Origin of the sequence: Algoriphagus sp. TR-M9, assembly GCF_027594545.1 — a bacterium.
GTDB classification, from domain to species: domain Bacteria; phylum Bacteroidota; class Bacteroidia; order Cytophagales; family Cyclobacteriaceae; genus Algoriphagus; species Algoriphagus halophytocola.
In genome coordinates this window covers 3,713,348-3,739,729 of record NZ_CP115160.1, presented here as the reverse complement: position 1 = coordinate 3,739,729, position 26,382 = coordinate 3,713,348, and the positions used below count along the sequence as shown (strand labels likewise).

Sequence of the window (26,382 nt, the reverse complement as noted above, 5' to 3'; positions counted from 1 at the left end):
AGTGGCCTCAATTCTCAAGTTTATCATGCCCCATATTGCTTTGGCCTATTTACCAGCAGAATGGCTAAAAACAAAAAATCCTTTCCGCAATGGAAAGGATTTCAGTGGTTTTTGGTTTTATTTCAGCCAGGCAAGTTTTACTTCTTCTGGCGCTTTCATCCGATCAGCTAATCGCATGTATCTGTCGGAAAGGTTAACGAGGTAGTCCTGCGCTTTTGCAGCTACATCCGTGAGTCCGGTGCGATGTTCGACTTTCCAAAGCTTCACTAGGTGATCGATGATTCTGGCATAATCCCAGCCGGTGTATATTCCGACTTTCTGAGTAATAGCTGAGAATTCCGTAAATAGGGAAGGGTTTGACCCTCCTTCTCCCATCAGCACTGCTGGCATCACGATCTGTTTTCTCATCAGTTTTTCAAATGCAAGAATGGCTCCGCTCGGATCTATGTCAAAAATAGCCGACATAAAGCTTTTATAAGCCTTTTCGTGTCTGGCTTCATCTCCTGCTATTTGCTTACAAATTTTACCCAGTACAGTGTCGCCTGCTTTGTCTGCCAATTTACCCGTATTCACATGGGAGACTTTGGTGGCTCTTTCCTGAAAGGAGGTATAGACAATCGCCTGATAAGGATCTCCTCCTGAGTTTGGATCAAAGCCATTGGTAAGCAATCTATGAATGGTGCGTTCTACGGCGTTCATATCTACTCGCCCTGTCATGTATAGGTATTTGTTCAGCAGGTCTCCGTGACGGTTTTCCTCTGCGGTCCAAGATTTGGACCATCTTACCCAGCCGGAAGGGGAAAGCAAATTTCGCTCAGGATTGATGCCTTCTAGCAAGTTAAAGTAGGTCTGATAACTAGGAAGTGCTTCCTCGGTAATCATATTTCCTACTAGTGAGGTCAAAACGGTGTCTGGGATACCTTCCGATCTCTTCTGTAGCATCTTGACTTCATCAAAGACCTCAGGGTCTGAAAAATCCGGTAGGAAATCTGAAGGCTGCCAGCAATCATCTGGATCTACCAATATATTATCTACAGCTTCACCTACCAGTTCATCCAGTTGAGAGATGACCTCGATATTTTTTTCTAATTCGTAATTTATTTCTCCTGATTTCATCATGGATAAATTTAGTCCCGGTTGATTAAACGTATTCCGGGGCGTTTGGATTTAGGACAAATTTACTCACAATTGGACGAATATGCGATAGGAAATTTCTACCAATCCTCAATGAAAGCAACTGTTTGCCATCATTTCATTGAATCTATAGTGCTTTGTCTCTGCTAAAGTATTGCTTATCAAAGATTGACCTCTTCTGAAGGCTCCAATTGATGAGTTACTTATATAAGGTAAAATTACTGCACTAGGTTCAATATACTAAAAAAGCCTCACGAGGAGGCTTTTTTACTGTTTTTCAACTTCAGCTCAATAGTCCAGCTTGTAGGCTACTACTTTGTTTTTGAAGAAAGTAGGGACCAGCACAATGTTTTCTTCTGGAATAAATCCTATATCGGCAGTGTTGGATTCAGCATCTTTTGTGTCCAAAAGTAGGGTTTCGCCGTCCTTGTCTACAAAATAGATCTCGCCCGCCCATCTAGAAGCTACGAATTTACCGTCACCTAAAATCACCAGACCATCACCACCGGTGACCGTTTCATTCATATTCATGGAGCTGCCGTCTGCGTGTAACATTTTCAGCCCTGTTTTGTCCAGGCTGTAAAGCATCCCGTCCTCTGCTACGGCTATGCCATTGATGCTTTCATTTCCTTCGGAAATGGTAGAAAGTGATCCTCCCTCTAGAAGGTGAACTTTGCCGGTATTCATATCCGTGAAATACACCTTTCCCTCATAAGTGGCCAGGTCATTTAAAAATTCACCGCCTTCTACCGGGTATTTATTGGTGATTTCAGCCGATTCTAGGTTGATTTCAATCAGTTCATCTATATCGGTCACATAGAGGTTTCCGTTGGCAATTCCCATGCCCTTGGGGGCATTTAGACCTGTCACCCAGTCTTGGGAAACTATATTTCCCTCTTTGTCAATGATAGATATAGAGCCTTTACCGTCTTTTCCGGTAGGGTCACCTTCTATGTTAGAAACATAGATTTTTCCTGAAGCTGCATCATAAAGTACAGATTCATTGGTGGTAAGTGTGGTGTCAGTCTCCCATATTTTGGTTAAGGTAGGCGTTTTGATTTCCTCTACGATCACCTCTTCAGTAGAGGTTTCTTCGGTTTTCTGTGGGCCACACTGTGCAAAAAGCAAGGTGGTCGACATCCCTAAAAGCAAAAGTTTAGATTGGTTGTTCATGGTTTTATTTTTTTGATTAGGTTTAAAATTATACCGGATCCCTTCCTAAGAATCTGATTTGCCAAGGTGGAAAAGATATTTGATATATAAAGGTCTAAATTTTATTGAAATTATTGAGTAAGCTGGTACTGTTTTGTAGTAAAGCCCATGAGCAGGTTAAATTAGCATAGTGTAGCGCTAGTTTTTTGTAAAAAATACGACTTCATGGGGTTGTATGTTCGGGTGTCTGGGATTCATCTCACTATTTTTACCATTAATGGATTATTTCAAGAGCTCTGTGAAAATACGGTTAACTTAGAGGTAAATATAAACCACCAACTTATGAGAAAATACCTAAGCCTTGCACTTGTGGCCAGTTTGGCATTTGCCTGCTCACCTGAGGAAAAAACTGAAGTCATTGATTACACCCAACTATCCGATGAAGAGCGTCTGGAAGTAGCTACAGAAATCGCTCAAAATACGATTATGGTAGATGGGCATGTGGATTTGCCGTATCGGATGAAAGTAGGCGGCTTTACCTTACAGCGGGAGGTCTTGGACGTTTCGGTACGTACACCAGATGGGAATTTTGATTTTCCTCGATCCAAGGAAGGCGGTTTGGATGCGCCTTTTATGTCTATCTATATTCCTGCTGGGCTTCAGCAGACGCCTGGTTCGTCTAAAGCTCTAGCAGATTCCTTGATCCTAATGACGGAGCGCTTGGCAGAGACTTTTCCGGACAAGTTTGCCATGGCCTACAGTCCGGCTGATATAGAAAAGAATTTTGCCGAAGGCAAGGTGTCTCTACCTATGGGTATGGAAAATGGATCTGCACTAGAGGATGATATTTCCAATGTGGAATATTTTCACGGACGTGGAATCCGTTACATTACATTGACTCATGGTAAAGCCAATTTGATCGGAGACAGTAGCTATGACACCGTAAGGCTATATAATGGTCTTAGTGAATACGGTGAGCAAGTTGTAGCGGAGATGAACCGAGTTGGGATTATGGTGGACGTGTCGCACGTGTCTGATGAGACTTTTAAGGATGCACTGGAGGTCACCAAAGTGCCTGCGATAGCTTCTCATTCCTCAGTTAGAGCCTTTACGCCCGGCTTTGAGAGAAATATGAATGATGAATTGATACAGGCTCTTGCCAAAAACGGTGGAGTAATGATGATCAATTTTGGGGGTACTTTTATTGATTCGGCTTATGCAGCAGGAGCAAATAAAGTACGTGAGCACCTGGTTAACTACTTGGCTGAAAACAATCTTTCAAGACGGGATTCCGCTGCGCAAGCTTATATCGCTGAATATACCGCTGCGAATAATCCATTTCCGACCGTTCAACGAGTTGCAGATCATATTGACTATGTGAAAAATCTGGTGGGGATAGATTATGTGGGTTTGGGCTCTGATTTTGACGGGGTGGGCGACTCTTTGCCTACAGGATTGAAAGATGTGTCCATGTATCCCAACCTGATCGCTGAGCTGTTGAAAAGAGGTTATACCAAAGAAGAGATTGAGAAAATCTGTTATAAGAATATTTTCAGAGTTTGGAAGGCGGTGGAAGATTATGCCGCGAGTCAGTCCTAATTACTATTGATCTATACAGTTGGCCCCTGCTTTCAGAATGGAAGCAGGGTTCTACTTTTTAAACCCAATTGATTTTCTTTCACTTAGGGTAGGTTTTAGCAATTCCTCAATAATCTGGTAGATTTTAGCAATGTGTTGATTTTGATCAGATTCAGATTGTTGCAGATCTTGGATTTTGTCCTGCAAATCTGAATAGCTCATGGCCCACTCCCGAATTTTTATAAAAATCCTCATGATCGATATATTCACTTGTATCGCTTGAGGACTATTCAATACTGAAGATAACATTGCCACACCCTGTTCTGTAAATACATAAGGAGGAGTTCTCCTGCCTCCCCATCTTGAGGTCGCAAAATGCGACTTCAAGTTTTTTCCATTCCTCCTCACCTAATTGAAACATAAAATCCTCGGGAAACCGATCAGAATTTCTTTTGACTTGTTCATTGAGTCGTTTAGTGGGGACACCATACATCTCTGCCAGGTCCGAATCTAACATTACTTTTTGATTGCGGATCTTGTGGATTAGCTGAAGTACTTGTTCCTCGTTTAAAAGTTCGTTCATAAATGATGTTTAAAAAGTGTAAACTAATATATAATAATACAGAATTATAAATACTCCTAATGTCGTGAAATCACCATGTTCCGAATAAAATTCTGTCAAATTTTCCGTTTTATGCTGTGAAACCCCACTTTTCCAGTCATTTTGACCGAGAAAAGTAATTGGATTTGGTTTTGATTATACAGGAAACAGCAAGGGCTGAGGTAATGCGATTTGACACTTTCAGCTCTTAACTATAGATACCACTATTAATCAACTATAATATGGACTTTAAACAATTCACGATAAAATCTCAGGAGGCGATACAAAAAGCCTTGGAGTTGGCAGCTGCAGCAGGACAGCCGAATATTGAGCCAGCCCATTTGCTGAAAGGAATTCTCTCCGAAGACGAGAATGTGACGGATTTTTTATTTAAGAAATTCGGCACAAGCAAGCAATTGATCAATCAAAAACTGGATGATCAACTGGCAAAACTTCCCAAAGTAAGCGGAGGACAGCAGCCTTACCTTTCCAATTATTCCAATCAGGTATTAACAAAGGCAAAGGACTACCTTAAGACTTTTGGGGATGAGTATGTGGCGATCGAGCATTTGCTCTTGGCCATATTAAGCGCAGGTGATGCGACTGCACAAATTCTAAAAGATCAGGGGATAGCTGAAAAACCGCTGATTGAAGCGATAAAAGAACTTAGAAAAGGCAATAAAGTGACCGACCCAAACGCAGAAAGCAAATATCAGGCTTTGGAGAAATACTCCAAAAACCTGAATGAAATGGCCAGAAAAGGGAAAATTGACCCTGTGATTGGCCGAGATGAAGAAATCAGAAGGGTTCTTCAGATTTTGGCACGTAGAACCAAAAACAACCCGATTCTTCTTGGAGAGCCTGGTGTGGGTAAAACTGCCATCGTAGAAGGGCTGGCGCAAAGAATCGTGTCCGGCGATGTGCCGGAAAACCTTAAATCAAAAACCTTGATCTCTTTGGACATGGGCTTGCTGGTAGCTGGCGCCAAATACAAAGGAGAATTCGAAGAGCGTCTAAAGGCTGTGATCAAAGAAGTAACCGATGCCGAGGGCGAGATCATTCTCTTCATCGATGAGATTCATACTTTGATCGGTGCAGGAGGTGGAGGAGAAGGAGCGATGGATGCTGCAAACTTATTGAAACCAGCTTTGGCTCGTGGAGAGTTGCATGCAATAGGTGCAACTACCCTGAAGGAATACCAGAAATATATCGAAAAAGATAAGGCTTTGGAGCGTCGGTTCCAGGCTGTCATCGTCGATGAGCCGGATGCTGCGGATGCGATTTCAATTCTTCGCGGAATCAAGGATAAATATGAACTTCACCATGGAGTAAGAATCAAAGATGATGCAGTGATAGCTGCTGTTGAACTTTCACAACGATATATTTCCGACAGGTTCTTGCCGGACAAAGCCATTGACTTGATGGATGAGGCTGGAGCTAAGTTGCGTATGGAGATCGATTCTTTACCGCAGGAATTAGATGAGTTGAATCGTAGAATCATGCAGTTGGAAATCGAACGCGAGGCGATTCGAAGAGAGAAAAATAAGGATAAGGAAACTGTTCTGAGCAAGGAGCTTGCGGAACTGGCAGAAAAGCGAGATAGTGTCAAAGCCAAATGGGAAAGCGAAAAGGCAGTTATTACCGGAATTCAACGCGAAAAAGAGCGGATTGATAACTATAAACTGGAAGCTGAGCAAGCTGAGCGAGCTGGGGATTTTGGAAAAGTAGCTGAGATCCGATACGGTAAGATTGGAGAGGCTGAGCAAAAGCTGGAGTCTTTCAAATCTCAGCTAGCAGAAATGCAAGCCGGTTCTCCTTTATTGAAGGAGGAGGTAGATCATGAAGATATCGCTGCTGTAGTGTCCAAGTGGACGGGAATCCCGATGAACAAAATGATCCAATCTGAGCGGGAGAAACTACTGCACTTAGAAGAAGAACTTGGAAGGCGAGTTGCAGGGCAGAAAGAAGCGATTACTGCCCTTTCCGATGCGGTGAGAAGAAGCCGTGCTGGTCTGCAGGATCCAAAGCGTCCAATAGGCAGTTTCATCTTTATGGGTACCACCGGTGTGGGTAAAACTGAGCTGGCGAAAGCCTTGGCAGAATACCTATTCAACGATGAGAATTCCATGGTGCGGATTGATATGTCTGAATATCAGGAAAGACATGCCGTCAGCAGACTGGTGGGAGCGCCTCCGGGCTATGTGGGTTATGATGAAGGTGGTCAGCTGACTGAGGCAGTTCGGAGAAAACCGTACTCTGTGATTTTGCTCGATGAAATCGAAAAAGCGCATCCGGATGTATTCAACATTCTCTTGCAGGTTTTGGATGATGGGCGATTGACTGACAATAAAGGCCGAGTTGCCAACTTCAAAAACACCATCATCATTCTGACCACAAATATTGGCTCGCACCTGATCCAAGAGCGATTTGCTGAGATAGAAGAGTGGAACAAGGATGAGGTAATGGAAAAGACCAAAGCTGAAGTGTTTGATCTATTGAAGAAATCGGTGAGACCGGAATTTCTTAACCGTATCGATGAGACGATTATGTTTGAACCACTGAATAAGGGGATCATTCGCAAGATCGTGGATATTCAGTGGAGAGAAATTCAGCATAGATTGTCAGAAGCAGGAATAGAAATCGAAGCGACCAAGGAGGTCTTGGATTACCTGGGAGAAATGGGATTCGATGCCAACTTTGGGGCAAGACCACTGAAGCGAACCATGCAGCGATTGATCTTGAATGAGCTGTCCAAGCAAATCTTATCTGGCTACATTAAAAATGATTCTGCTGTCTTAGTGGACTTGGATGCGGATAAGCAGGTTTATTTTAAGAATGTGGAAACGGTGGAGTTGTAATTTAAAATCACCATAAAAATAGCAAACCCTTGAGGCCAAACTGGACTCAAGGGTTTTTTGTATCAAGGGGTTAAGCCCCGATCCAATCCAGATAATTTCCAGAGTGAATGGTTTCATAACTGGCATGAGCATAAGCTTTGGCCCATGCACCAGGAACTTTGGATGGTTTGTCGGATTGGTACTTGAACTCATAAGCTCGAAGTGAATCTCCCTCTTCTTCCACCCAGTCGATTTCCTGCTGGTCGTAGGTTCGCCAGAAATAGTTATTGCAGTGCATATGGCTGTAATTCTGGAATTTCATCCGTTCTACAGCGAGATAGTTTTCCCAAAGTTCACCCACATCTGCCCGAAGATCAAGTCTGTTGAAGTTCCGGATTATGGCGTTTCGCACTCCATTGTCGTAGAAGTACCAGCGGCTGTTTTTTACGATTTCTTTGCGGAGGTTTCTGCTGTATCCGCCGATTTTGAATACCACGAATACTTTAGATAGCAGATCCAGATAGCGTTCCACGGTGTTTTTGGACATACCGAGTTGCTTGCCGAGTTCTTCCAGCGAAACTTCCTTTCCCACCTGAAAGGCCACCAACCGAAGCAAGGCATACAGCTTATCGGAATTTTTCACCCCATCCACCATCAGAATATCTTTCAAGAGATAGTCATTCATGATCTGATAGAGGTAGTCTTCCTTGTCTTTCCAGTCAGGGTAGCGGGTCAGTTCGGGATAGCCTCCAAAAATCAGGCGTTCTTCACGTTTTTCCAGCGTAGTTTTGAAATCTTCCACTAGGGCAAATTCCATTTGTGCCAAAGGATATAGAAATAACGTATTTTTCCTTCCCACCAGGGGCTCGCCCACCTGCTGGTGCATGTCAAAGGAAGAAGATCCGGTGGCAATGATCCGAATGCCGTCAATGGAGTCCACAATGAGTTTCAGGATCAAACCAATATCCGGAATATGCTGGGCCTCGTCGATGACCAGCAGGCTTTTGCCTGCCAGCAAGCGGCTGTAGTTCGCCACTGACCTTTCTTGCAAAAGTGCAGCGTCGAGCACATCTTCGCCATTGAGAATCAAACTTTGTTGCGGATCGACATCTTTGGTAAATTGACGTACAAGTGCAGTTTTACCAGACCTTCTGGGGCCAAGAATCATCAATACCTTATTTGGCATAAGTTTCCGATCAAAATCGGCTTGTAATGCTCTGGGGATGTTTTGCACTGTCTATCTTATTGAAATACAGTACAAAGTAAGCTATTTTCTGAGAAATTAAAAAGTAAACTGACTCAATTAATGTAAATTCCGTCAGTTGTTTGACTCAATTAATGTAAATTCCGTCAGTTAATTGACTTAATTAACGTTAATACCGTCAGTTGACAAGAATTATGGATTTGATTACTTTAGAAAATGCTTGAACATTTCTTCCCATGCCCTTATTGTTTGGCAGAGATATCGATTTTGGTTGACCCTTCACTTCCTTCGCAACAGTACATAGAAGACTGCGAAGTTTGCTGTAATCCGATTGAAGTTAATATTTCAATTGAAGAAAACGATATCGCTTCTTTCGAAGCTAAATCAATTGAACAATAACCTATTTAACCTCTTTGGGCAAGGTGATTTTGCCCAGGTCCTTTGGTAGTTTTTTTGTGTTAACCACTACTTCTTTGGATTGATAGTCAATCATAGAGATTATTAGAGTTACCTCTTCTTGATCAAAATATTCTAAATCCAAATAAAAGTTCCCATTAATATCCGCGACCGTGCCGGTAGTTGCATCTTTAACTTTGATGACTGCTCCTGGGATAGGCTTCTTATCTGGTGAGAGGATAAGACCTTTTACCTTTTTATCTGGTTTGAGTTGTTCTATGTCAGCAGCGGCAGTGAGGTTTGAGATAGAGAAGGCTAAACCACCTAGGAATAAACAAAAGGCAGTAAAAATGCCAATGTTTAACCTTCTTAGCTTACGTTTATGCGGATCTTTCAATGTGTTTTTCATAGTTCTACTAAATTTTAATAGTAAGAAAAATAAAATAGTTGAATAATCCTAATTATTTGATTACTAATTCACTGGCGTGTGCTCCATCAAATAATTCGTCAGCAATGTGTATAAGTGAAGGGAGGTACCAGCTCCCTCATAGATCCCATGGGATCGATTTGGATAGGGCATCATCTGGAATTGCTTGTTGTGCTTGATGAGTTCATTCATGAGCATTTCCGCCCCTTGATAATGCACATTGTCATCGCCTGTTCCGTGTACAATCAGTAGATTTCCTTCCAGGTTTTTGGCATAGGTGATCGGTGATCCATTCACAAAATCCTCCATATTTTCCTGAGGCAATCCCATGTATCGCTCTTGATAGATATTATCATAAATCAGCTGATTGGAAACCGCAGCCACGGACATGCCGGTTTGGTAAATTTCTGGGAATTTGAACATCAGATTTAAAGTCATGGAGCCGCCTCCGCTCCATCCCCAGACGGCTACCCGGCTTTCATCCAGGTAAGGAAGTTTAAGTAATTCCTTGGCGGCCAGACCCTGATCTTGGGCATTGATCACTCCGATTTTTCTATAAATGCTTTTTCTCCAATCGCTTCCTTTGAGAGTCGGTGTACCCCGATTGTCCATGTCGATGATGAAATAGCCTTTTTGCACCAGCATGATATTATAAAGCCCAACTTGCGTATCCGTAGCGACCGTGCTCCAAGGCTCTCCATACACATGGAAAAGTACCGGATATTTCTTTGTCTCATCAAAATCAACCGGATAAATGATTCTTGCGTCCAGCGTCACACCTTCAGAAGTAGTCACTGTGGTAAATTTGATTTCAGGGGTTTTAAGCGAAGCTAGTTTGGCTTTGTAAGCCTGATTTTCAACTAAAGTTTTCAGCACCTCATGCTTTGGCAAAGAGATCAATCTCGTGGTTAAAGGCTCCGAGGTGCTTTGATGATTATGCACCGCAAATTGCCCGTTTGGAGCGATATCATAAGTATTTACTCCTTCGAAAGCCTCGGGAGTTACCCGTCTCAGTTTTCCTTTGCCAGCCAAATCAATAGCATACAGGTAACGCTGGGTAGCATTCTTAGGAGAGGCGATAAAGAAGACTTCTTTGTCCGAAAGACCGCCAAAAGAAGCGACGTCATATTCTCCCGGAGTGAGTAAAGTCTTGTTTCCAGAAGCAAGGTCCACTTTGTAGATATGTCTCCAGCCGTCAGTTTCAGTCATTCGGAGAAAAGCTTTGCCTTCATCCACCAGAGGCAAACTATTGTCGCTCCAGCCATATCTGGATAAGTCAGGATAAGCCAAATCCACCCAAGTCTTTTCAGATTCTACATAAATCTTTTTCAATTCTTCATGGGAAGGTTTATAAGTCCAAATGGTCAGTTGATTTTGCTTTCTGTTCATCTGCTGGATCAAAAGCAAATCATCATTGATCCACTGCATTCCAGGAAGGTAATTTTCCTTTTCTCCTCCTGGAATCGGAATCCACTTGGTCTTTTGCGATGCGATGTCAACTAAGCCAATTTTCGCGCCGGCAGGTTCTTCGCCCACTTTTGGGTATTGTAAAGGAATGGGTCTGGAATAAACTGAATCGGTATTATTGATCATGTAAAAGGTACCGATTTTGGAGGCATCGATTTGCCAAAAAGAAATGAATTTGGCATCTGGACTCCAGGCAAAACCATCCCGTTTTCCAAACTCTTCTTCGTAAGCCCAGTCAAAAGTTCCGTTAATGATTTTGTCCGTACCATCAGAAGTTAATTGGGTGACTTGGCCTGTTTCAAAGTCCTCTAAATACAAATTGAACTTCTGTACATAAGCGACTTTTGAGTTGTCAGCAGAAAACTTTGCAAACATCAGTGAGGAAGGCTCAAAGTCCTGACCCAATTGCTTCAACGCACCGCTTTCCAGGTCGTAAACGTAATAGTCCCCTTTGGTATTCGACCTCCAAACTCTACTTGAATTGGTGAAAATCAGCACTTTTGATCCATCCTCCGAAAGACTGAAGGATTCGAGTTGAAGGGGTTTTCCATTGCTTTGCAAAGCTGATCCTGGCACAAAAATGCTTTTCTCTAGGCTTTTGCTATCCCATCTCGCCAGCTCATTTCCATTTTCCACGGTGACGTAGGCGTCTCCATTTTCTATCCATTGAATGGGTTGAAGTCTTTCTTGCCGAAATTCATTGGAAGCATATATCCGCTCTAGGGTTAAAAGGTCTTTTTGCTGAGCAATAACGGAGGTGGCGACTAGTGAGAAGAGGATGACTAGTGAAAGAAAATGTCTTGGAAAATGCATGAACGCTGGGTTTAAACTGAAGTCATCAAAAATAAGAGAATATCCCAAGACTTTTCATGAGAGGTCAATCCAAAAGAAAAACAGGTCAATTTGACCTGTTTTATGTTTTTTCTGAGAATGGGGAATATTCTTACCTCACCTAATAGTTACTATTTGTAAACCCCATCTTTCAATTTGATCTGGCCTAAGGACTTTGGGAGGTCTTTGATTTTCACATCCACCGATTTTGATTCTTTTTCAAGATATCCAATATTCAAGGTGATACTTTTGTTTTTGAATTGGCTAAGATCTAACTCGAAGAATCCATTTTCATCAGATACTATTCCTTTGGTAGTGCCATCCACGATAATCGTTGCACCGATTATTGGAGAAGCGTCCTTGTCAACAATTTGACCTCTGACAAGTGGTGTAGTCGGTGGTTTTTCCATTTTTTGAGCGAAAGACGCCTGGTTAAAAGCGAGGCAAGAGAAAATCCCAATAAAAAAGAGAATGCGAATATTAATCGATCCGGATAGGTTCATAAGCTTAAAAGATAAAAGTTAGTCAAACTCAAGTAACTAAAAACTCTTAAATATTTCAAGTTATTGAAAATTAAATTTTTACAGTTGCAAATCCCCCTCATACTTGAATTTCAAAACCAACGATTGATTTTTGGTTAGAAGGGAGCTTGAAGGTAATTGTCCGGGTAAACTAAAAACAGATCCGAAGCTGGCTTAATTTATTTATTGCTTTAGCCTATAGCTCAGGGTTAATATAATCTGTCGTCTCTGGTATTGGGAATCGCCTACCGTGTAGAAATTCACGCCTTCGCTGATGTATCTGTTTCTTCGGGAATTGAAGATATCCGTGGCATTGAATACTAAGGTTCCCCGATCTTGGAATACACTTTTGCTGGCGGAAAGATCCATGAAGAATATGCCTTTTCTCACGCCCTGCACGGTTTTTTGTCTGGCATCGTAATTTGCCCTTACCTGGATGTCAAATCCTTCAGCTACAGTAAACCTGGATGTCTGGCGGAAAAGCCAAGAGGTCGTTTTGGTCTCGTATCCGTCTTGAAAATTCGTTCCATCGATTACCGCATGGAAGAAGTTTACATTGAAGTCTATTTTCCACCAATCTCTGATCTGATAGTCACTGGTCAGTTCTACCCCAAAGGAATTTTCTCCATTGAGGTTGTAAGGCAAAGTTCTGGAATTTCCATCTTCATCCACGGTGCGAAGTCGCTCAATTTTGTCATCTGTGCTTCGGTAATAAACTGTAGTGAACAGGGTGCCCAGGTCAAAGTATTTGATATGGCCTAGCTCGAATGAATTGGTGTACTCCGGGTTCAGATCTGGATTTCCACTGAAAAAATTCCTGGCATCTGAAAGGGTGACATAGGGACTGAGGTCGTTGTAAACTGGTCTGCGAACCCGGCGGCTGTAGCTGACCTGAAAGGCATTTTCAGGAGTAATGTTATAGGTCAGGTGCGCACTAGGGAAGAGGTTGGTGTATTTTCTGGGGTTCACCTCATTGGTTTCTTCTAGCGTGGTTTTTACATCTGTATGCTCTACGCGGAGTCCGCCTTGGTAGCTCCATTTGCCTGAAGTATTCCCGAGTATTCCGTATGCGGCCAGTATGTTTTCATCATAAAGGAAAATATTGTCCAAGCCAGGTACAGGCTCGAATTCCCCGCTTTCATTTTCTTCCTCTACCAGGTAATCATTCTTCATTTCCCGAAAACTGGTTCTGAATCCCGCTTCGAATTTTCCTTCCTTAGCAAAAGGCTGCACGTAATCCAGCATTGCCAGGTATTGGTTTTCGTATTCGTCATTCAGGGAGGTTTGTACCAGAGCCGTGCCAGCTAGGGGAGTACCGTCCGGCAAGTAGGAATTTTGGGTAAAAGTCTGATCAGAATTTTCCCAATAATTCAGATAAGTCAGGGTGCCGGTCAGTTCATGGCCTTTTCGCTCAAAGCTTTTCTTGTAATTCATGGAAATTTCAGAGTTCGGCTCCTGCTCCGTTTCATCTTGATTTCTTAGGGTAAAGCCCTGAAGATTGTCAAGGGTATTCCAAGAATCCTCGTATCGGATATCGGTATTTCTATGTGCATCAGATCTTCTCCATAGGTAGGAAAGCGTGAGTATGCTGTTTTCACTGAAATAGTAATCCAGGCCACCTCTGATGTTGTTATTCATGCTTTTGACTACTCCTTCATTGCTTTGGTTGAGAATAAATGTGGTGTCTTCGCCGTAAGTTTCCTGGTACAGTTCGCCCACATTGGGCGAGTGCCTGTAGGTAAGCCCGTAGTTGATAAACCAATTGATTCGCTTATGTCGATAATTGAGGTTGGCTGTAAAACCAAGGTTGGTAGGAGTTCCTCCCACTATTTCAAAGGAGCCATTGAAGCCTTGATTGTTGTCTTTTTTCAGAATAATATTGATCACGCCGGCCATTCCCTCTGCCTCGTAACGCGCGGATGGATTGGTGATAACTTCTACGCGTTCGATCATATTGGCGGGCAATTGGCGGAGCCCGGCACTACCCTTGAAACTGACCAGTCCGGAAGGTTTTCCATCGATCAGGATGCGCACGTTTTGCGATCCTCTCAGGCGTACATTTCCCTCGGGGTCCACGGCGATAGAGGGCAGGTTCATCAGGATATCACTGGCATTTCCGCCGGCATTGGCCAGATCTTTTCCTACATTGAATATTCGCTTGTCCAGCGAAAGCTCCATGGTTGTTTTTTCGCCTTGCACGAGTACTTCATCCAGATTTTCGGCAGATATTTTCATTGGGAGCAAGCCTAGATCGTGGGTGGAAGATGCCTTTGAAATCGTGAAAGTGGCCGTTTTATGCGGTTCATAGCCCATGAACTCCACCAAGGCGTAGAACTCACCATTTGGGATGTCAATTCGAAATTTGCCCTTATCATCGGATAGTCCACCCGAAACCAAACTATCACTTAGGGTGTAAATGCCTATGGAAGCAAAGGGCAGTGGAGTGTCCGAGCCTTCTTCCAGCACAGTTCCATTGATAGTTCCTTTGGGGTTCTGCTGCGCAACTAAGGGAAGGCACAGAAGAAAGCTCAAAAATTGGAGAAGTAGGAGTTTACCCTTTTGGGGTGGAAAAGCAAGAGACATCAGGCGTCGGTTTAGGTTTTGGGTTAAGCTGATTTCTTCCAAATCAAATGTAGATTGGTTAGAAAATTACGGGAAGTTATTTTGATTTATCTTTAAATACAGTGGAAAAATGATTAAAGGTCTAAAATGCCTGATGAAAGTTTGCGGTAAGTTGGTACTTTGTTCTATCCCCCTAGGGGAAGGACACCCACTTTTATTCCTATCGTAATGTGAGGGATGTAATCCTTTCCATTGAATCTGTATCGGTCACTGCTCAAAAAATACTCCTCTTCCACCTCTTGAACTGGAGAGAGTTCCAGCAGATTTATTTCTCTATTTCTAGACCGAAATCCAACTCCAATAAAACTGTCTAAGAGTAAATTTTGAGAGATAAACTGTTGTTTCCCAAATTTCAATCCCGATCCTAAAACCTGAAAGTCAATATGCGCTTTGTTATACCAGATTTTGGTATTGGAATCAAAAAAGTAATCGTCTGTTCGAATAAAGGCTTTATTTACAAAAAATAACTCAAGTCCCCAATAATGGTTTTTGGTATGAAATTTAAGCTCACTTTTACTTTTCCATAAGTTGAAATCCTCATTTTTCCCTCTGCCTGAAGGAATGCCAAAAATCCCACCATTTACTCCTAATTCTGTCTGAATGCTAAATTTGGAGCTAAAGAAATATTCTATTCCTCCTTGAATTACTATGGTTTCGGGCTCCAGTAGCGCTAAGGGGGAGACTTTGATCAGTAATCGATCTTCTAAATTCAGGTTTCGCTGAGCTTGGGCAAAAAATGCAAATAGTAAACCAAATAGGAATACAAAAGGAGAAGTTTTCTTGCAGAACATGTGTGCATTTAGTTGGGCTAAAGTAAACTTAAATTATCAATTAATATGGTAATTGTTGTTGCTTTGATTAACAACTACAGTTCTCCACTCACCAAATAAACGGTGTAACCCAAGTATGTCAAGAGCAAAATGGCAGCTTCCCAGCGATCAAGTCTTTTTCTTTTTCCGGTGAACATCGCCAAAAACAAAAAGACAGTACCGGCCACAAGTAAATATAAATCTGTATTGAATGGGGTAGAGTAGTTCAATGGCTTAATTAAGGCACTTACACCCAGGATCAAGAAGATATTAAATATGTTTGAACCGATGATATTGCCAATTGCGATGTCGTTGTTTTTCTTCATCGAGGCGACCACGGAAGTAGCAAGCTCAGGCAGGGAAGTGCCGGCAGCCACGATGGTCAGCCCTATGATTTTTTCACTCACACCAAATGATTGTGCCATGGAAACTGCGTTGTCCACTACCAGCTTTCCTCCGATAATCAAGCCTGCCAATCCAGCGAATATCAATCCCCAGATTTTGAGAGTGGAATAGTCTTTTACTACAAAGTCTCCTGATTCAGGCTCGGATTTGAGCTGGGTGAATACGTAGTACAGAAAACCGAAGAAAAAGGACAACAGAATCAGACCATCCACGATGGATAAAGCGGGGAGTGCATCACTGAAATAATCATTAGCTAGGAAAAGCAAAACCAGTACAGCAAGCATGGAAAATGGGATTTCTTTCCAAACCGAACTGGACTGTACCGCCAGTGGGGTAATCAGGCCGGCAATTCCCAAAATCATAAATAGATTGAAATTGTTGGAGCCAATGACATTTCCGAAAACCAAGTCAGGATAGCCTCCAATCGATGCGACAGAGTTCACCACTAGTTCAGGTGCAGAGGTGCCAAATGCCACAATCGTCAGGCCTATTGCTAAGTCGGAGACTTGGTGTTTTTTGGCCAAAACAGAAGCCCCATCGACCAACCAGTCTGCCCCTTTGACCAAAAGTAGCAGTCCAGCCAATAATAGCATTAGAGATAATATCATAAGAGCAGTCTGCGGATTCCGGTTTGTAGCTTTTGAAAATTCGCTCAAAAGTAGTGTGAATTTCACTCAGTAAATTCAGCCGAGGAATAATTATTTTTTCCAGGCTAAACGGTATCAAAAAGACTGTAAATGATCAGCTTAATAAAGTTTGAGATTAGTGAAATACTGCATTCTGGAAGCTTATTTTTTTAATTTTCGCATTGCTGGGTTTTCTCTAGTTTATTGATGTCAAAGCCTTTTTCAGAAATTCCCTGTAGGAGTGTCTGGTATAGATTTTCACTCATCTCTGGTGTTCTGGAAAGGATCCAGAGGTAGTTCCTATTAGGATGTCCTACTACGGCATAGGAGTAATCTTTGGCTAAATCTATGATCCAGTATTTTCCTTTGAAAGGCCAGAAGAACTGGACTTTCAGCTTGGCATTTCCAGACCCCTCTTCCACAAATGCCGTTGCTGTAGAAGTTTTGGTTTTACCTTTTTCAGGAAGATTGCAGGAGTTCTCGACCTTGATAGTTCCATCTTCATTGGCAGTATAAGTTGCTTTTGTACAGGTACAACCTTTCTGAAATGACTGCGGAAATGATGCTATTTCATACCATTCTCCGGCGTATTTTTCCAGATCTACATAAGGGACTGTCTCCAAGTCCTGAGCTTGGCTAGAATGTGATAAAAACATCAACCCTGCTGCAGCCAATATTGGCATTGCCAAAGCAAATTTTTCAGTGTTGTTTAAGGATCTCATATTAGTTGGTTTGGTTAAATTTAAATGGGGCGGTAGCTCGGTTTTTATAACCATGATAACTGGTGGCTACAAAAAGCACTACTGCACCACCTAGGGCTGTCCATTGTACTACTGGCAAGCTTCCCCAGTGTCGGACTGCAATCGCAACCAGCGCCCAAATACCCACGCAGGCAAATTCGCGTAAGTTTCTGGTGAAGATCATGAATAAGTTGAGCAATACGGCAATGGTGATCATGATTACAGTCCAGGTCACTTCGGTTTCACTATTGCCCCAGTTGTTCTTTACCAAGTAAGCAGAAATATTGGCTATAGTTGCCACTGCTATCCAGCCACTATATAGCGCGATAGGCCACCAGAGCCAAAAGATAATGGGTCTGGGAGCATGCCATCTTTCCATGTTGGTGTTCAGAATGACGATCACTAAAGAGCTGAGAATTCCCAGCATGACGATCACACTGATCCCGGTATATTCCATGAGCCACATGTATAACCAAAGTCCATTTCCAATATTGGCCATGATGAGATAAGGCCCGATTTGAGAGAGGAAATCAGAATCTCTGCTGGAGCTGAATGCCCGGGAAATAAAGAAAATCGCCTGGGCGAAAAGCGCAATAAAGATCAATCCCCAGATAGAAAAGGCATACCCTGCAGGGGTGAAGAGGTTTTCATATTCAGAACTGAGTGAACTTACCGTATTGCCATTGAGGCCTTGGGTGTTGACCCAGTAATTCCAGAAAATCACCGCCATCAAAACGATGAGATTAAGAATTGAGTAGATTTTATGTGATTTTTTCATGGATTTACTGCTCAAGGGGTTTTAGTTGCTGTAGGAGTGTTGGGATGAGTTCTGTGACAGTTGGGTGAGTCTGTACAGTGTTCATCAGTGTTTTATAACTGATTTTTCCATACATGGCGGTCAGGAAGGTGCCGATTATTTCATCTCCGCCAGTCCCAAAAACTGTGGCTCCCAGGATTTGTTCGGTGTCAGCATCCACGATCACTTCCATTTTTCCCTGAGTTTCTCCTTTTTCTTTTGCCCTGGAAATATCGCTCATGGACATACGGGCAAAGAGGAGGTTTTTACCAGATTTTTGAGCTTGGAAAAGTGTCATTCCTGCTCTGCCCAGGGGAGGGTCGATGTACAGGGCGTAGTTTGTAATTCTGTCCTTCAGCGTTTTTTTCTTTTCTCCGAAAAGCTGATCCTGCATGATCTCAAAGTCATGGTAAGCCGTATGGGTAAATGCGCCTTTTCCGTTACAATCGCCCAATGCATAAATTCCCGGCAGGTTTGTTTCCAGTTTTTCATTAATCGAGATGAACCCTTTTTCGTCTAGCTCTAGACCGGCTTTATCCGGTTTTAGTAAATCAGAATTCGGAGTTCGGCCAGTAGCGATTAGAACGTGCGAGCCACTTATTTTCTTATCGGATCGATCCTTATGGAAGGATACAGTCACGCCGCCAGATTTTTTGCTTTTTCCTTTTAGGCATTCGGCACCGCAGATGACTTTGATTTTTTCTTTTTCGAGGATTTTGTGCACAGCTTCAGAGGTGTCCTCATCTTCTTTTGAAATTAGGCGATCTCCCATTTCCAGCACAGTGACCTTGGACCCTAGTCTTTTGAAAATCTGCGCAAATTCTAACCCTATGTAACTTCCTCCTACAATGATGAGATGCTCTGGGATTTTTTCCAATTGCAAAATTGATGCATTCGTCAGGTAATCCATGTCCTCAAAACCCTCAGGGATTTTCGGTCTGGCTCCTACATTGATGAAGATCTTGTAAGATTTTAGCACTCTGGATCCCACTTTTAACCTAGTCTTATCCAGAAATGTGGCTGTGCCTCGGATCATTGAAACCTGCGGAGAGTCAGCCAGTGAATTTCTGATGCCCAGCCGGGTTTGTGTGACTAGTTGGTCTTTACGCTTTTTGATCGCTTTCAGATTGATTTTGGGCGATTTGGGTACTTCTATGCCCAAGTTTGAAGCGTTTGTAATGGCCCAAGCTGCTCTTGCACTGGCCACATAGGCCTTGGTGGGCGTGCATCCGGTATTCACGCAAGTGCCTCCCAAAGCGGCTTTTTCTACTATGGCTACCTTCCATTTTTCTTTGGCTAGCGCCAAAGCAAGGGGATTTCCAGCTTGGCCAGATCCTACTATTATCGCGTCAAAAGTTTCTACTCTGTCTTCAATCATGCTCAAAAAGTTTAATGGATAAGATTTGTTTCTCTAAAAGTTACAAACTCAAAGCCAAAGACAAAAAAAGGAGCTTAGCTACTGCTAAACTCCTTTTTTAGTGTTAATACTCTCGGTGATACCTATTTCGTCAGTAGCCATTTGCGGACATTTCCATGAAACTCGTTGATCGCTTTGGTGTGAAAATAGGGATAAATGATTTTGTCTCTGAACCATGAACCACTTCGGTACAGCGTTTTGTGTACCACTTCAGTTTTTCCCTCGGGCATTGCTTTGAAGCGAATAAACTGAGAGCCTTCAGACTTAGAGTTTTCCAAGTAGCAGATGCGGATTAGTTTTTTCTCCCGGTCTATTTCCATGACTTCATGCCCTACCTGTAGCTTGACCAATCCATTAAAAACATGCAGATTCAGTATCAAAACCTGTCCCTGCCCCATACTGCCATGATAAACTTGGCCTGGGAAAACCTCTTCCTGAGTGCGTCTGGTGTACATTCTATGAAAGTGGATCATTTTCCCACTCCAGGCTTTCTCCGGAGAGATATTGACATAAGCATCCCATACTGCATCAAAGGCTTGATCGTAGCGGTAGGTTTCAAGATGTTCGTGATAGTTTGGATCATCTTTTTGGTAGCAAATCGAGTGTAGCTGGGTGAAATCAAACTCTGATTTTAAATTCTTTGCGTTGGTGGTTTCTTGCATGGATTTTCTGGATCCGCTTTAATTTGGATTTAAAGAAAGTGAATGTGAAGCTAAACACAAACCACTTGATGATAAGAAGAAGGAATAAGGCTACAGGGAAATCGTTTTGGGTTAAACCCTTCGAGGGTTTAAGATGGAATGAAGGTTGTTTGACCAATTAATAACTTTGTCTTTAGAAAATATCAACCCTCGAAGGGTTCATTTTTACTTTAGTATATTAAAAGTGAATGGCTTAGGAGAAATGCAAAAAGGAGCTTTTTATAGCTCCTCTTCTATTAAAATGCTCTTTTCTCTAAATGTTCGTCCAGGTCTAGTCTATCTATTCCTTTTGAAATCCATTCTGGCGCATCAGCACCTTTTAGATGGTAATCGAAGAATTCCATCATGCGAACTGAGTAGTCTTTGCGGTTTTCGAGTTTTCCCAAGCCGTGGTTTTCTCCCTTGTATTGTACCAAAATCACTGGTTTTTTCAATCTCCTCAGTGCAGAATAATACTCGATTCCCTGTGTAAAGTCCACAGCGCCATCCTTATCATTATGCAACATGAGCAATGGGGTGGTCACATTCTTCACATGGTAAACGGGGCTGTTTCGTTCGTAAGCTTCCCAGTTTTCCCAAGGACCTCCGGTAAATCTACCCTGTGAAGCTTCGAAAATAGACATGTTACCTCCCCCGGAGTTCCAGTAGATCAAATCATACATGGAAATCATGTTGGTGAGCGGAGCACCTGCGGCTGCTGCTTTGAACATGTCCGTTTGTGTGATCAGGAATGATGTCTGATAGCCGCCCCAGGAGTGGCCATGAATGCCAATATTATCTTCGTCTATAACTCCAGTTTCGATTGCAGCTTTGACAGCAGGGATCACGCACCAAACAGCGGACATGCCAGGATCATCCATTTTGTAAACGATGTCCGGAATGAATACCGCATAGCCATTGCTGGTGTACACATTTGGGTTCCAACCTGTACCACTGAAGCCAGGATTGGTCCAATTGTGTCTGGTCTGAGAGAGCTTTTCGTAGTAATAAACTACGGTCGGATATTTTTCTCCTTCAACATAATTAGCTGGAAGGAAAAGCGCTCCCTGTAGCGTGTCGCCTTTGTCTGAGACATAGTCCACTAGTCTAGTACCAGCTGACCAGGCGTAATTTCCTGCATCCGGTGCGTTTTCGGTTATTTTCTTAGGTGAAGAAAGCGAGGCATCTGCCACGAAAGTCTGCTCAGGTGTATTGAAGGTTTCTTTGCTGAAGAAATAAACGGGGGCTTTTTCAGCTTTTCTTAGATTACCTATGGCTGCATCTTCCCAGATCAATGGAGTAGCACCAGGATTTAATCCGTTTTTAGCAGGCTTAAGCTCCGCTATTCCACTTTTTTTGGTCCACTCACCATAGATTCTGAAGTATTGCGGTTTGGAAAGGTCTATGCCTTTCTCTTCCTTGTCCAAGCCGAAACGGTACTGATATCTGATCTGTTCAGCTCTGCCGTTTTGGGTGAGGTTCACTGCTTTTGCCTTACCTCCAACAGGGATCTGCCAGATGTCCCATCCATCGCTGATCAACACGTACTGGCTATCACTGCTCCAGCCCACTACACTTTCCAATGGTTTTTTGACATTGTGGTCATCTTCCACATCTACGAAAGTTACGGGCAGGCTTCCAGTCAAATTGGTTTCTTCTCCACTGGCAATTTCATAAGCATAATAGTTGCCATCATAGCCATAAATCAGCTTGCTGCCATCCGGTGAGCTTCTTGGGTAAGCAGAATATCTAGGAATGTAGAAACTGGTGAACAGGGTCTTTTTCTCACCTGTTTGTAAGTCAATGATGTAGAAGTCCCTATAGGATTGACCGTCTAGGTTGCCTTGCAGTTCGTAAGCCTGCATATCTGAGCCTAGAGCATACTTCTCCTTATCGAGAATGCTAAGGTCCTTCATGGTGCTATCCTGGAGCTGGATGTGCTTTCCTGCGGCCACATCATACATTGCATAGAAGCTGTAATTTTTGTCCTGGTTTTCCAGGACTTGCTGACGGGATTGAAGTCTGCTGTCGTTCCAATGCCAGATGGTCATATCGGGCTTGTCGGCATCATTTTCCTTTTTGCTTACCTTTCCTGAGTCCAACTTTGAAAGTGCTTTTTTCAGGTCTGCAATAGAGTTCAGGGAAGTGTCAGCCATGATTTTTTTCATGGCTTCAGACTCTGCCAAAGCCACCGAATCCTTATCCAGTTCCTTTTTTACTTCCTCTTTTTTGGCTAAAACCAAGGGGTGAATGCCGTAAAATAGCCGGGTCAAATCCTCTGACCACCTTGGGCGGCGATTTGGGCTAATGGTGTAATCCTGATCGAAGCCTGTTGAATCTTTGGCAGGATCATAGACGGTCACAACTGGAGCAGTTAAGTTTTTGATGCCCACTAGCTTTCCCTGATCCTGCTTGTACTTTTTGTCTTTGACCATTTTTAGGGCAGCAAAAGCATCACCTTTTTCATTCCAATTGATGGACTTGTAGGAAGCGTCATCGGAGTCCAGCACGGAGGTGCTGTTATTCCTCATGTTCAACAAGTAAATGCCGTTTCCGGATTGATTTGCAGCATCAACTGTGTAAGCGAGGTAGTTTCCACTTTTATTGAAAGAGAACTCAGCTACATTTCCGAGGTTTTGAGCTTTCATGCTAGTTAGGTGATAAATCAACAGATCTGAACCTTTGGCATCTCCACCACCATCTTTGGTCAAGTTGATAGCAAGGTGAGTAGAGGCATCTCCATTGAAAGAGAAATTGCTAACGTTTTCAAACGTTTTCTTGTCTTCCTTATCGGTGGAGCCCAACTTCATCAAGGTAAGCTTGTCATGAAGCGGTTTTCCTTTCGATTTTTTATTGGCTTCTTTTTCCTTGAAGGTTGGATATTCCTTGAAAGCGATCCACTTGCTATCCTCACTGAACTCGATGGATGGATAATTGGTAAAACCGATTTTGAAGGTCTGTGTAGAGTCTGGGTCGCTTACATATTGAAGGATCACCTCTCCATCATCCTCCAAAGCGATCATGCCATAAGCGATCCATTTGCCATCTGGAGAGATTTTGAATGTGCCGCTGTTCATGTATTTCCAAGTTGGAATATCTTTCCAGGTGATGGGCTTTGGAGCGTCATCCTGTGCCAAAGCTAGGCTAAATGTCAGGCAAAAAAGCCAGAAAAAGGTAAAGAGTTTTTGCATAGTAGTATTTGATTCAGATTTGAAAATAGGGAAAAATTGTGAGTTCGGTGGATTAGGAAAAGCCACTTTGTCTGAAATCTTTGCTCCCGAGGTGATTATTTAGTGAGCTATTGGACTTTGCCCATATCAGGCTGGCAAGCATGAATCCAGAAATAAAATGTTGATTTTTGCCTTTATTTTATGTGATGAATCCAGCTCCGTAGGAGCGTGCTCTTTGTAGAATTTAGATCTAATGAACGATTATGCTAGCTCCATAGGAGCGACACATTCTATTTCAATCCAAAAAATCAAACAAATATTTTTCATCGTAATCGATTTCAAATTTCTTTAGAAAACCTAGGTATTCTTCTCTAAATGTAACCTTTCGATGATGTATTGGTTGATTTAGGATGTACTTAACTACAATATCCAATTGAGATTTAGCATAGCTAAATGCGCCATAACTATCTTGCCATTCAAATTTTCTTGACACTAATTTTTGCTCATTAATCCACTTAGATGAATTAGCCTTAATGTCTGATGCAAATTGCGAGACTGCGACTATAGGGTGAAGTCCAACCAGCACATGGCAGTGATCTGGATTACAATAAATTGCCAGAGGTTTAGATTTTTTGTTTGAAATAATACCACAGATGTATTTTTCGATATGTTCTCTATTATTCTCGAGAATTAAGTTCTGCCTTCCCTTCACGGCAAATACAACTTGAATTAATAATTGGGTGTAGGTGTTCGCCATGGTCTCTACATTTAGGTGGAAATGAAGAGATTAATTTAATTATAAGTTCTGAAAATTCATCATTTAAATAAGGTGTCACCTGTCCGCTGAGCCAAGAATTGGAGAGCTCCAGAGGAGCGAAATATTTGTAGAAAAGGACGGTCTTTAGTTTAAGTTAAGCTCCATAGGAGCGACACCTTTTAAAGCTTTTTCAAGATACCGCCCTGACGGGGCTTTGGCTAATATTGACATTTACTGAAAAGTAATAATGGATATTAAATTGAGAGCGTATACAAATTTCACATTTAGGATTGCTTCCTTAAATGAGCTCCAGAGGAGCGAAATCTTTGTAGAATTGATGGTTTCGGCCTAAGCAAAGCTCCGTAGGAGCGACACCTTTAATTTGAATAATAGTGTCGCTCCTACGGAGCTATTGTTGTTTAATGTAGTTTATAAATTCTACAAAGATGATGGCCCTCTGGGCCTAAGCGTGGCAGAAGATTTAGCGAAAACACCATGCCTTTACTCTACTTCTTATACACTACTTTTCCCCCCACCACTGTCATTGCCACTTTGGTTTCCAAAATTTCATCCTCCGGCACTTCCATGATATTCTTATCAAAAACGGTGAAGTCAGCAGCTTTACCCACCTCAATAGAACCTTTGAAATCTTCTTCAAACTCAGCGAAAGCACCGTCCAATGTGTATGATTTCAGAGCTTCGGCACGAGTCATTTTCTGATCTCCTTCGTAGCCTCCTTCTGGCATTCCTTGCAAGGTTTTGCGAGTCACAGAAGCGTAAAAAGATGGAATAGGATCTACCGGTTCCACAGGTGCATCTGTGCCGTTGGTTACTACAGCCCCAGTTTTCATCAGCTTTTGCCAAACATAAGCACCATCGACAATGCGCTTTTCACCTAGCCTATCGATAGCCCAAGGGCGATCTGAACTCAGGTGAATTGCCTGCATGGCAGCGATCACGCCTAGCTCACCGAATCTTGGAATGTCATCTGGATGTATATGCTGTGCATGCTCTATTCGGAATCTTAGGTCTTTAGCGTCAGGGTAATTGGCAAAAGCAGCTTCGTAGCGATCGAGGATTTCCTGATTTGCACGGTCGCCAATAGCATGTGAGCAAACCTGAAAACCCGCTGGAATGGCTTTTTCAGATACTTCAGAAACAACCGACATCGGTAAAGTCTCATGACCCCTGTGGTCAGGTCTATCAGAATAATCTTCCAACAACCAAGCTCCACGATTCCCCAATGCTCCGTCACAGTTCAGCTTGATCGAACGTACTGTCAGCATGTGATCTGCTGAGTCGATCATTGGTCCTTTTTTGTACCACTCTTCCAAAAGCGCAGGTTGCGTTCCTGTCAGCATCACGTACTGACGCACGGTAAGCTTTCCTTCGTTTTTGAATTTTTGGATCAAATCAATCACGTTTTGTCCGCTGCCTGCATCGTGGAAACTCGTGATTCCTTTTTCATTCAGCTCTTTCAGCGCCAAAGTCAACGCTTCTTCCGCTCTTTCCGGAGTCTCCGCGGGGATCAACCTGGCCACTAGTCCGGAAGCTCTTTCGGAAAGTATTCCTGTAGGATTGCCTAACTCATCCAGGATGATTTCTCCGCCTTCTACTTCTCCTGGTCGCTCACCTTTTAGGTTACTGATGCCAGCTAGTTCCAGTGCTTTTCCATTGGCAAAGGCTGCGTGACCACTCGCATGTCTCAGAAACACCGGATTGTCTGGTGAAGCTTCATTGAGCTGATCATTGGTCTGGAAGCCTTTTACCATTTTCTCAGGCTTTTCTATCCACTTGTCCTGATGCCAGCCACGACCCGTAATCCAATCGCCTGGCTTTGCTTTGGCAACTGCTTCGGCTACTTTCTCAACTAGCTCATCGTAGGTTTTGACATACATGAGGTCCAGTTCCAGCTTGTTGTAGCCGATTCCCATCAGGTGCGCGTGGGATTCGATCAGGCCAGGAGTCATGGTTTCCCCTTGGAGGTTGATCAGCTCGGTGTTTTCAGCTTGGTGTTTTTCGATTTCTTCAACTGACCCAACGGCTAGGATCATTCCATCCTTTACGGCGACCGCTTCTGCGGTAGGTTGGGATTCATTCACGGTGTAAATGATGCCATTGGTGAAAATCAGATCGGCGGGTTCCGCCTTTTCGGAGGAGCAGGCCATGAGGAAAATACCCCAAAGACCGAGTAAGTAAACGTATTTCATGG

General features: G+C 42.8%; 21 protein-coding genes. 3 read left to right on the top strand and 18 right to left on the bottom strand.

Translation table 11 applies throughout. The features are described 5' to 3' along the window. Positions 1-117: 117 nt before the first annotated feature. Positions 118-1,119 (bottom strand): acyl-ACP desaturase, encoded by a 1,002-nt coding sequence (locus PBT90_RS15735; protein ID WP_264807457.1) that lies wholly within the window; start codon positions 1,117-1,119, stop codon positions 118-120. 303 nt (positions 1,120-1,422) lie between these two features. After that, a complete protein-coding gene (locus PBT90_RS15730; protein WP_264807455.1) occupies positions 1,423-2,307 on the bottom strand; it encodes an NHL repeat-containing protein in 885 nt (294 codons plus the stop codon). 321 nt (positions 2,308-2,628) lie between these two features. On the opposite strand from PBT90_RS15730, the gene PBT90_RS15725 reads away from it, so the two are divergent. After that, a complete protein-coding gene (locus tag PBT90_RS15725) occupies positions 2,629-3,885 on the top strand; it encodes a dipeptidase (RefSeq protein WP_264807454.1) in 1,257 nt (418 codons plus the stop codon). A gap of 51 nt (positions 3,886-3,936) precedes the next feature. Here the strand turns inward: PBT90_RS15725 and PBT90_RS15720 are convergent, their stop codons facing one another. Together PBT90_RS15720 and PBT90_RS15715 are read right to left on the bottom strand one after the other, a co-directional pair. Further along, the gene (locus PBT90_RS15720; RefSeq protein ID WP_264807453.1) at positions 3,937-4,251 is read right to left on the bottom strand and encodes an ORF6N domain-containing protein; all 315 of its coding nucleotides are present in this window, start codon (positions 4,249-4,251) and stop codon (positions 3,937-3,939) included. Then, complete coding sequence (locus PBT90_RS15715) at positions 4,151-4,447, bottom strand: ORF6N domain-containing protein (RefSeq protein WP_264807452.1); 297 nt, start codon at positions 4,445-4,447, stop codon at positions 4,151-4,153. Before PBT90_RS15715 ends, PBT90_RS15720 begins: the two co-directional genes overlap by 101 nt. Before the next feature lie 260 nt (positions 4,448-4,707). Here PBT90_RS15715 and clpB point away from each other — a divergent pair, with 260 nt between their 5' ends. Then, on the top strand, positions 4,708-7,323 hold the full coding sequence (gene clpB, locus PBT90_RS15710; protein ID WP_264807451.1) for an ATP-dependent chaperone ClpB: 2,616 nt from the start codon (positions 4,708-4,710) through the stop codon (positions 7,321-7,323). A gap of 70 nt (positions 7,324-7,393) precedes the next feature. Here the strand turns inward: clpB and PBT90_RS15705 are convergent, their stop codons facing one another. After that, positions 7,394-8,488, bottom strand: coding sequence for an ATP-binding protein (locus PBT90_RS15705; RefSeq protein ID WP_264807450.1), 1,095 nt, complete (start codon positions 8,486-8,488; stop codon positions 7,394-7,396). Positions 8,489-8,722: 234 nt separating this feature from the next. On the opposite strand from PBT90_RS15705, the gene PBT90_RS15700 reads away from it, so the two are divergent. Next, on the top strand, positions 8,723-8,905 hold the full coding sequence (locus tag PBT90_RS15700) for a CPXCG motif-containing cysteine-rich protein (protein ID WP_091696005.1): 183 nt from the start codon (positions 8,723-8,725) through the stop codon (positions 8,903-8,905). Between the two features lies 1 nt (position 8,906). Here PBT90_RS15700 and PBT90_RS15695 read toward each other — a convergent pair whose 3' ends face one another. The 13 genes from PBT90_RS15695 to PBT90_RS15635 form a co-directional block, all read right to left on the bottom strand. Beyond that, positions 8,907-9,311 (bottom strand): carboxypeptidase-like regulatory domain-containing protein, encoded by a 405-nt coding sequence (locus PBT90_RS15695; protein WP_264807449.1) that lies wholly within the window; start codon positions 9,309-9,311, stop codon positions 8,907-8,909. 63 nt (positions 9,312-9,374) lie between these two features. Continuing rightward, a complete protein-coding gene (locus tag PBT90_RS15690; protein ID WP_264807448.1) occupies positions 9,375-11,609 on the bottom strand; it encodes a S9 family peptidase in 2,235 nt (744 codons plus the stop codon). Between the two features lie 149 nt (positions 11,610-11,758). Next, complete coding sequence (locus tag PBT90_RS15685; RefSeq protein ID WP_264807446.1) at positions 11,759-12,037, bottom strand: carboxypeptidase-like regulatory domain-containing protein; 279 nt, start codon at positions 12,035-12,037, stop codon at positions 11,759-11,761. Between the two features lie 294 nt (positions 12,038-12,331). After that, positions 12,332-14,731, bottom strand: a complete 2,400-nt coding sequence (locus tag PBT90_RS15680) for a TonB-dependent receptor domain-containing protein (RefSeq protein WP_264807445.1) — start codon at positions 14,729-14,731, stop codon at positions 12,332-12,334. 164 nt (positions 14,732-14,895) lie between these two features. After that, positions 14,896-15,561: a DUF3575 domain-containing protein gene (locus tag PBT90_RS15675; RefSeq protein ID WP_264807444.1), complete on the bottom strand. Its 666-nt coding sequence runs from the start codon at positions 15,559-15,561 to the stop codon at positions 14,896-14,898. A gap of 74 nt (positions 15,562-15,635) precedes the next feature. Then, positions 15,636-16,592 (bottom strand): calcium/sodium antiporter, encoded by a 957-nt coding sequence (locus PBT90_RS15670; protein WP_264807443.1) that lies wholly within the window; start codon positions 16,590-16,592, stop codon positions 15,636-15,638. Between the two features lie 188 nt (positions 16,593-16,780). After that, complete coding sequence (locus tag PBT90_RS15665) at positions 16,781-17,332, bottom strand: lipocalin family protein (protein WP_264807442.1); 552 nt, start codon at positions 17,330-17,332, stop codon at positions 16,781-16,783. A gap of 1 nt (position 17,333) precedes the next feature. Continuing rightward, positions 17,334-18,128 (bottom strand): hypothetical protein, encoded by a 795-nt coding sequence (locus tag PBT90_RS15660; RefSeq protein ID WP_264807441.1) that lies wholly within the window; start codon positions 18,126-18,128, stop codon positions 17,334-17,336. A 4-nt stretch (positions 18,129-18,132) separates the two neighbouring features. Then, positions 18,133-19,524 carry a mercuric reductase gene (locus PBT90_RS15655; protein WP_264807440.1) on the bottom strand — a complete coding sequence of 464 codons (1,392 nt, stop codon included), beginning with the start codon at positions 19,522-19,524 and terminating at the stop codon, positions 18,133-18,135. 122 nt (positions 19,525-19,646) lie between these two features. After that, positions 19,647-20,225 (bottom strand): hypothetical protein, encoded by a 579-nt coding sequence (locus tag PBT90_RS15650; RefSeq protein ID WP_264807439.1) that lies wholly within the window; start codon positions 20,223-20,225, stop codon positions 19,647-19,649. Positions 20,226-20,500: 275 nt separating this feature from the next. Beyond that, positions 20,501-23,434 (bottom strand): S9 family peptidase, encoded by a 2,934-nt coding sequence (locus PBT90_RS15645; RefSeq protein WP_264807438.1) that lies wholly within the window; start codon positions 23,432-23,434, stop codon positions 20,501-20,503. A gap of 274 nt (positions 23,435-23,708) precedes the next feature. Next, positions 23,709-24,170, bottom strand: a complete 462-nt coding sequence (tnpA, locus tag PBT90_RS15640; RefSeq protein WP_264807437.1) for an IS200/IS605 family transposase — start codon at positions 24,168-24,170, stop codon at positions 23,709-23,711. Between the two features lie 506 nt (positions 24,171-24,676). After that, positions 24,677-26,380: an amidohydrolase gene (locus PBT90_RS15635; RefSeq protein WP_264807436.1), complete on the bottom strand. Its 1,704-nt coding sequence runs from the start codon at positions 26,378-26,380 to the stop codon at positions 24,677-24,679. Between the last annotated feature and the right edge of the window lie 2 nt (positions 26,381-26,382).

Excerpts from the sequence above, each read along its gene's own strand:
- PBT90_RS15735 (WP_264807457.1), bottom strand. The coding sequence starts at position 1,119 with ATGATGAAATCAGGAGAAATAAATTACGAATTAGAAAAAAATATCGAG.
- PBT90_RS15730 (WP_264807455.1), bottom strand. The coding sequence starts at position 2,307 with ATGAACAACCAATCTAAACTTTTGCTTTTAGGGATGTCGACCACCTTG.
- PBT90_RS15725 (WP_264807454.1), top strand. The coding sequence starts at position 2,629 with ATGAGAAAATACCTAAGCCTTGCACTTGTGGCCAGTTTGGCATTTGCC.
- PBT90_RS15715 (WP_264807452.1), bottom strand. The coding sequence starts at position 4,447 with ATGAACGAACTTTTAAACGAGGAACAAGTACTTCAGCTAATCCACAAG.
- clpB (WP_264807451.1), top strand. The coding sequence starts at position 4,708 with ATGGACTTTAAACAATTCACGATAAAATCTCAGGAGGCGATACAAAAA.
- PBT90_RS15705 (WP_264807450.1), bottom strand. The coding sequence starts at position 8,488 with ATGCCAAATAAGGTATTGATGATTCTTGGCCCCAGAAGGTCTGGTAAA.
- PBT90_RS15700 (WP_091696005.1), top strand. The coding sequence starts at position 8,723 with ATGCTTGAACATTTCTTCCCATGCCCTTATTGTTTGGCAGAGATATCG.
- PBT90_RS15695 (WP_264807449.1), bottom strand. The coding sequence starts at position 9,311 with ATGAAAAACACATTGAAAGATCCGCATAAACGTAAGCTAAGAAGGTTA.
- PBT90_RS15690 (WP_264807448.1), bottom strand. The coding sequence starts at position 11,609 with ATGCATTTTCCAAGACATTTTCTTTCACTAGTCATCCTCTTCTCACTA.
- PBT90_RS15685 (WP_264807446.1), bottom strand. The coding sequence starts at position 12,037 with ATGGAAAAACCACCGACTACACCACTTGTCAGAGGTCAAATTGTTGAC.
- PBT90_RS15680 (WP_264807445.1), bottom strand. The coding sequence starts at position 14,731 with ATGTCTCTTGCTTTTCCACCCCAAAAGGGTAAACTCCTACTTCTCCAA.
- PBT90_RS15675 (WP_264807444.1), bottom strand. The coding sequence starts at position 15,561 with ATGTTCTGCAAGAAAACTTCTCCTTTTGTATTCCTATTTGGTTTACTA.
- PBT90_RS15670 (WP_264807443.1), bottom strand. The coding sequence starts at position 16,592 with ATGATATTATCTCTAATGCTATTATTGGCTGGACTGCTACTTTTGGTC.
- PBT90_RS15665 (WP_264807442.1), bottom strand. The coding sequence starts at position 17,332 with ATGAGATCCTTAAACAACACTGAAAAATTTGCTTTGGCAATGCCAATA.
- PBT90_RS15660 (WP_264807441.1), bottom strand. The coding sequence starts at position 18,128 with ATGAAAAAATCACATAAAATCTACTCAATTCTTAATCTCATCGTTTTG.
- PBT90_RS15655 (WP_264807440.1), bottom strand. The coding sequence starts at position 19,524 with ATGATTGAAGACAGAGTAGAAACTTTTGACGCGATAATAGTAGGATCT.
- PBT90_RS15650 (WP_264807439.1), bottom strand. The coding sequence starts at position 20,225 with ATGCAAGAAACCACCAACGCAAAGAATTTAAAATCAGAGTTTGATTTC.
- PBT90_RS15645 (WP_264807438.1), bottom strand. The coding sequence starts at position 23,434 with ATGCAAAAACTCTTTACCTTTTTCTGGCTTTTTTGCCTGACATTTAGC.
- tnpA (WP_264807437.1), bottom strand. The coding sequence starts at position 24,170 with ATGGCGAACACCTACACCCAATTATTAATTCAAGTTGTATTTGCCGTG.
- PBT90_RS15635 (WP_264807436.1), bottom strand. The coding sequence starts at position 26,380 with ATGAAATACGTTTACTTACTCGGTCTTTGGGGTATTTTCCTCATGGCC.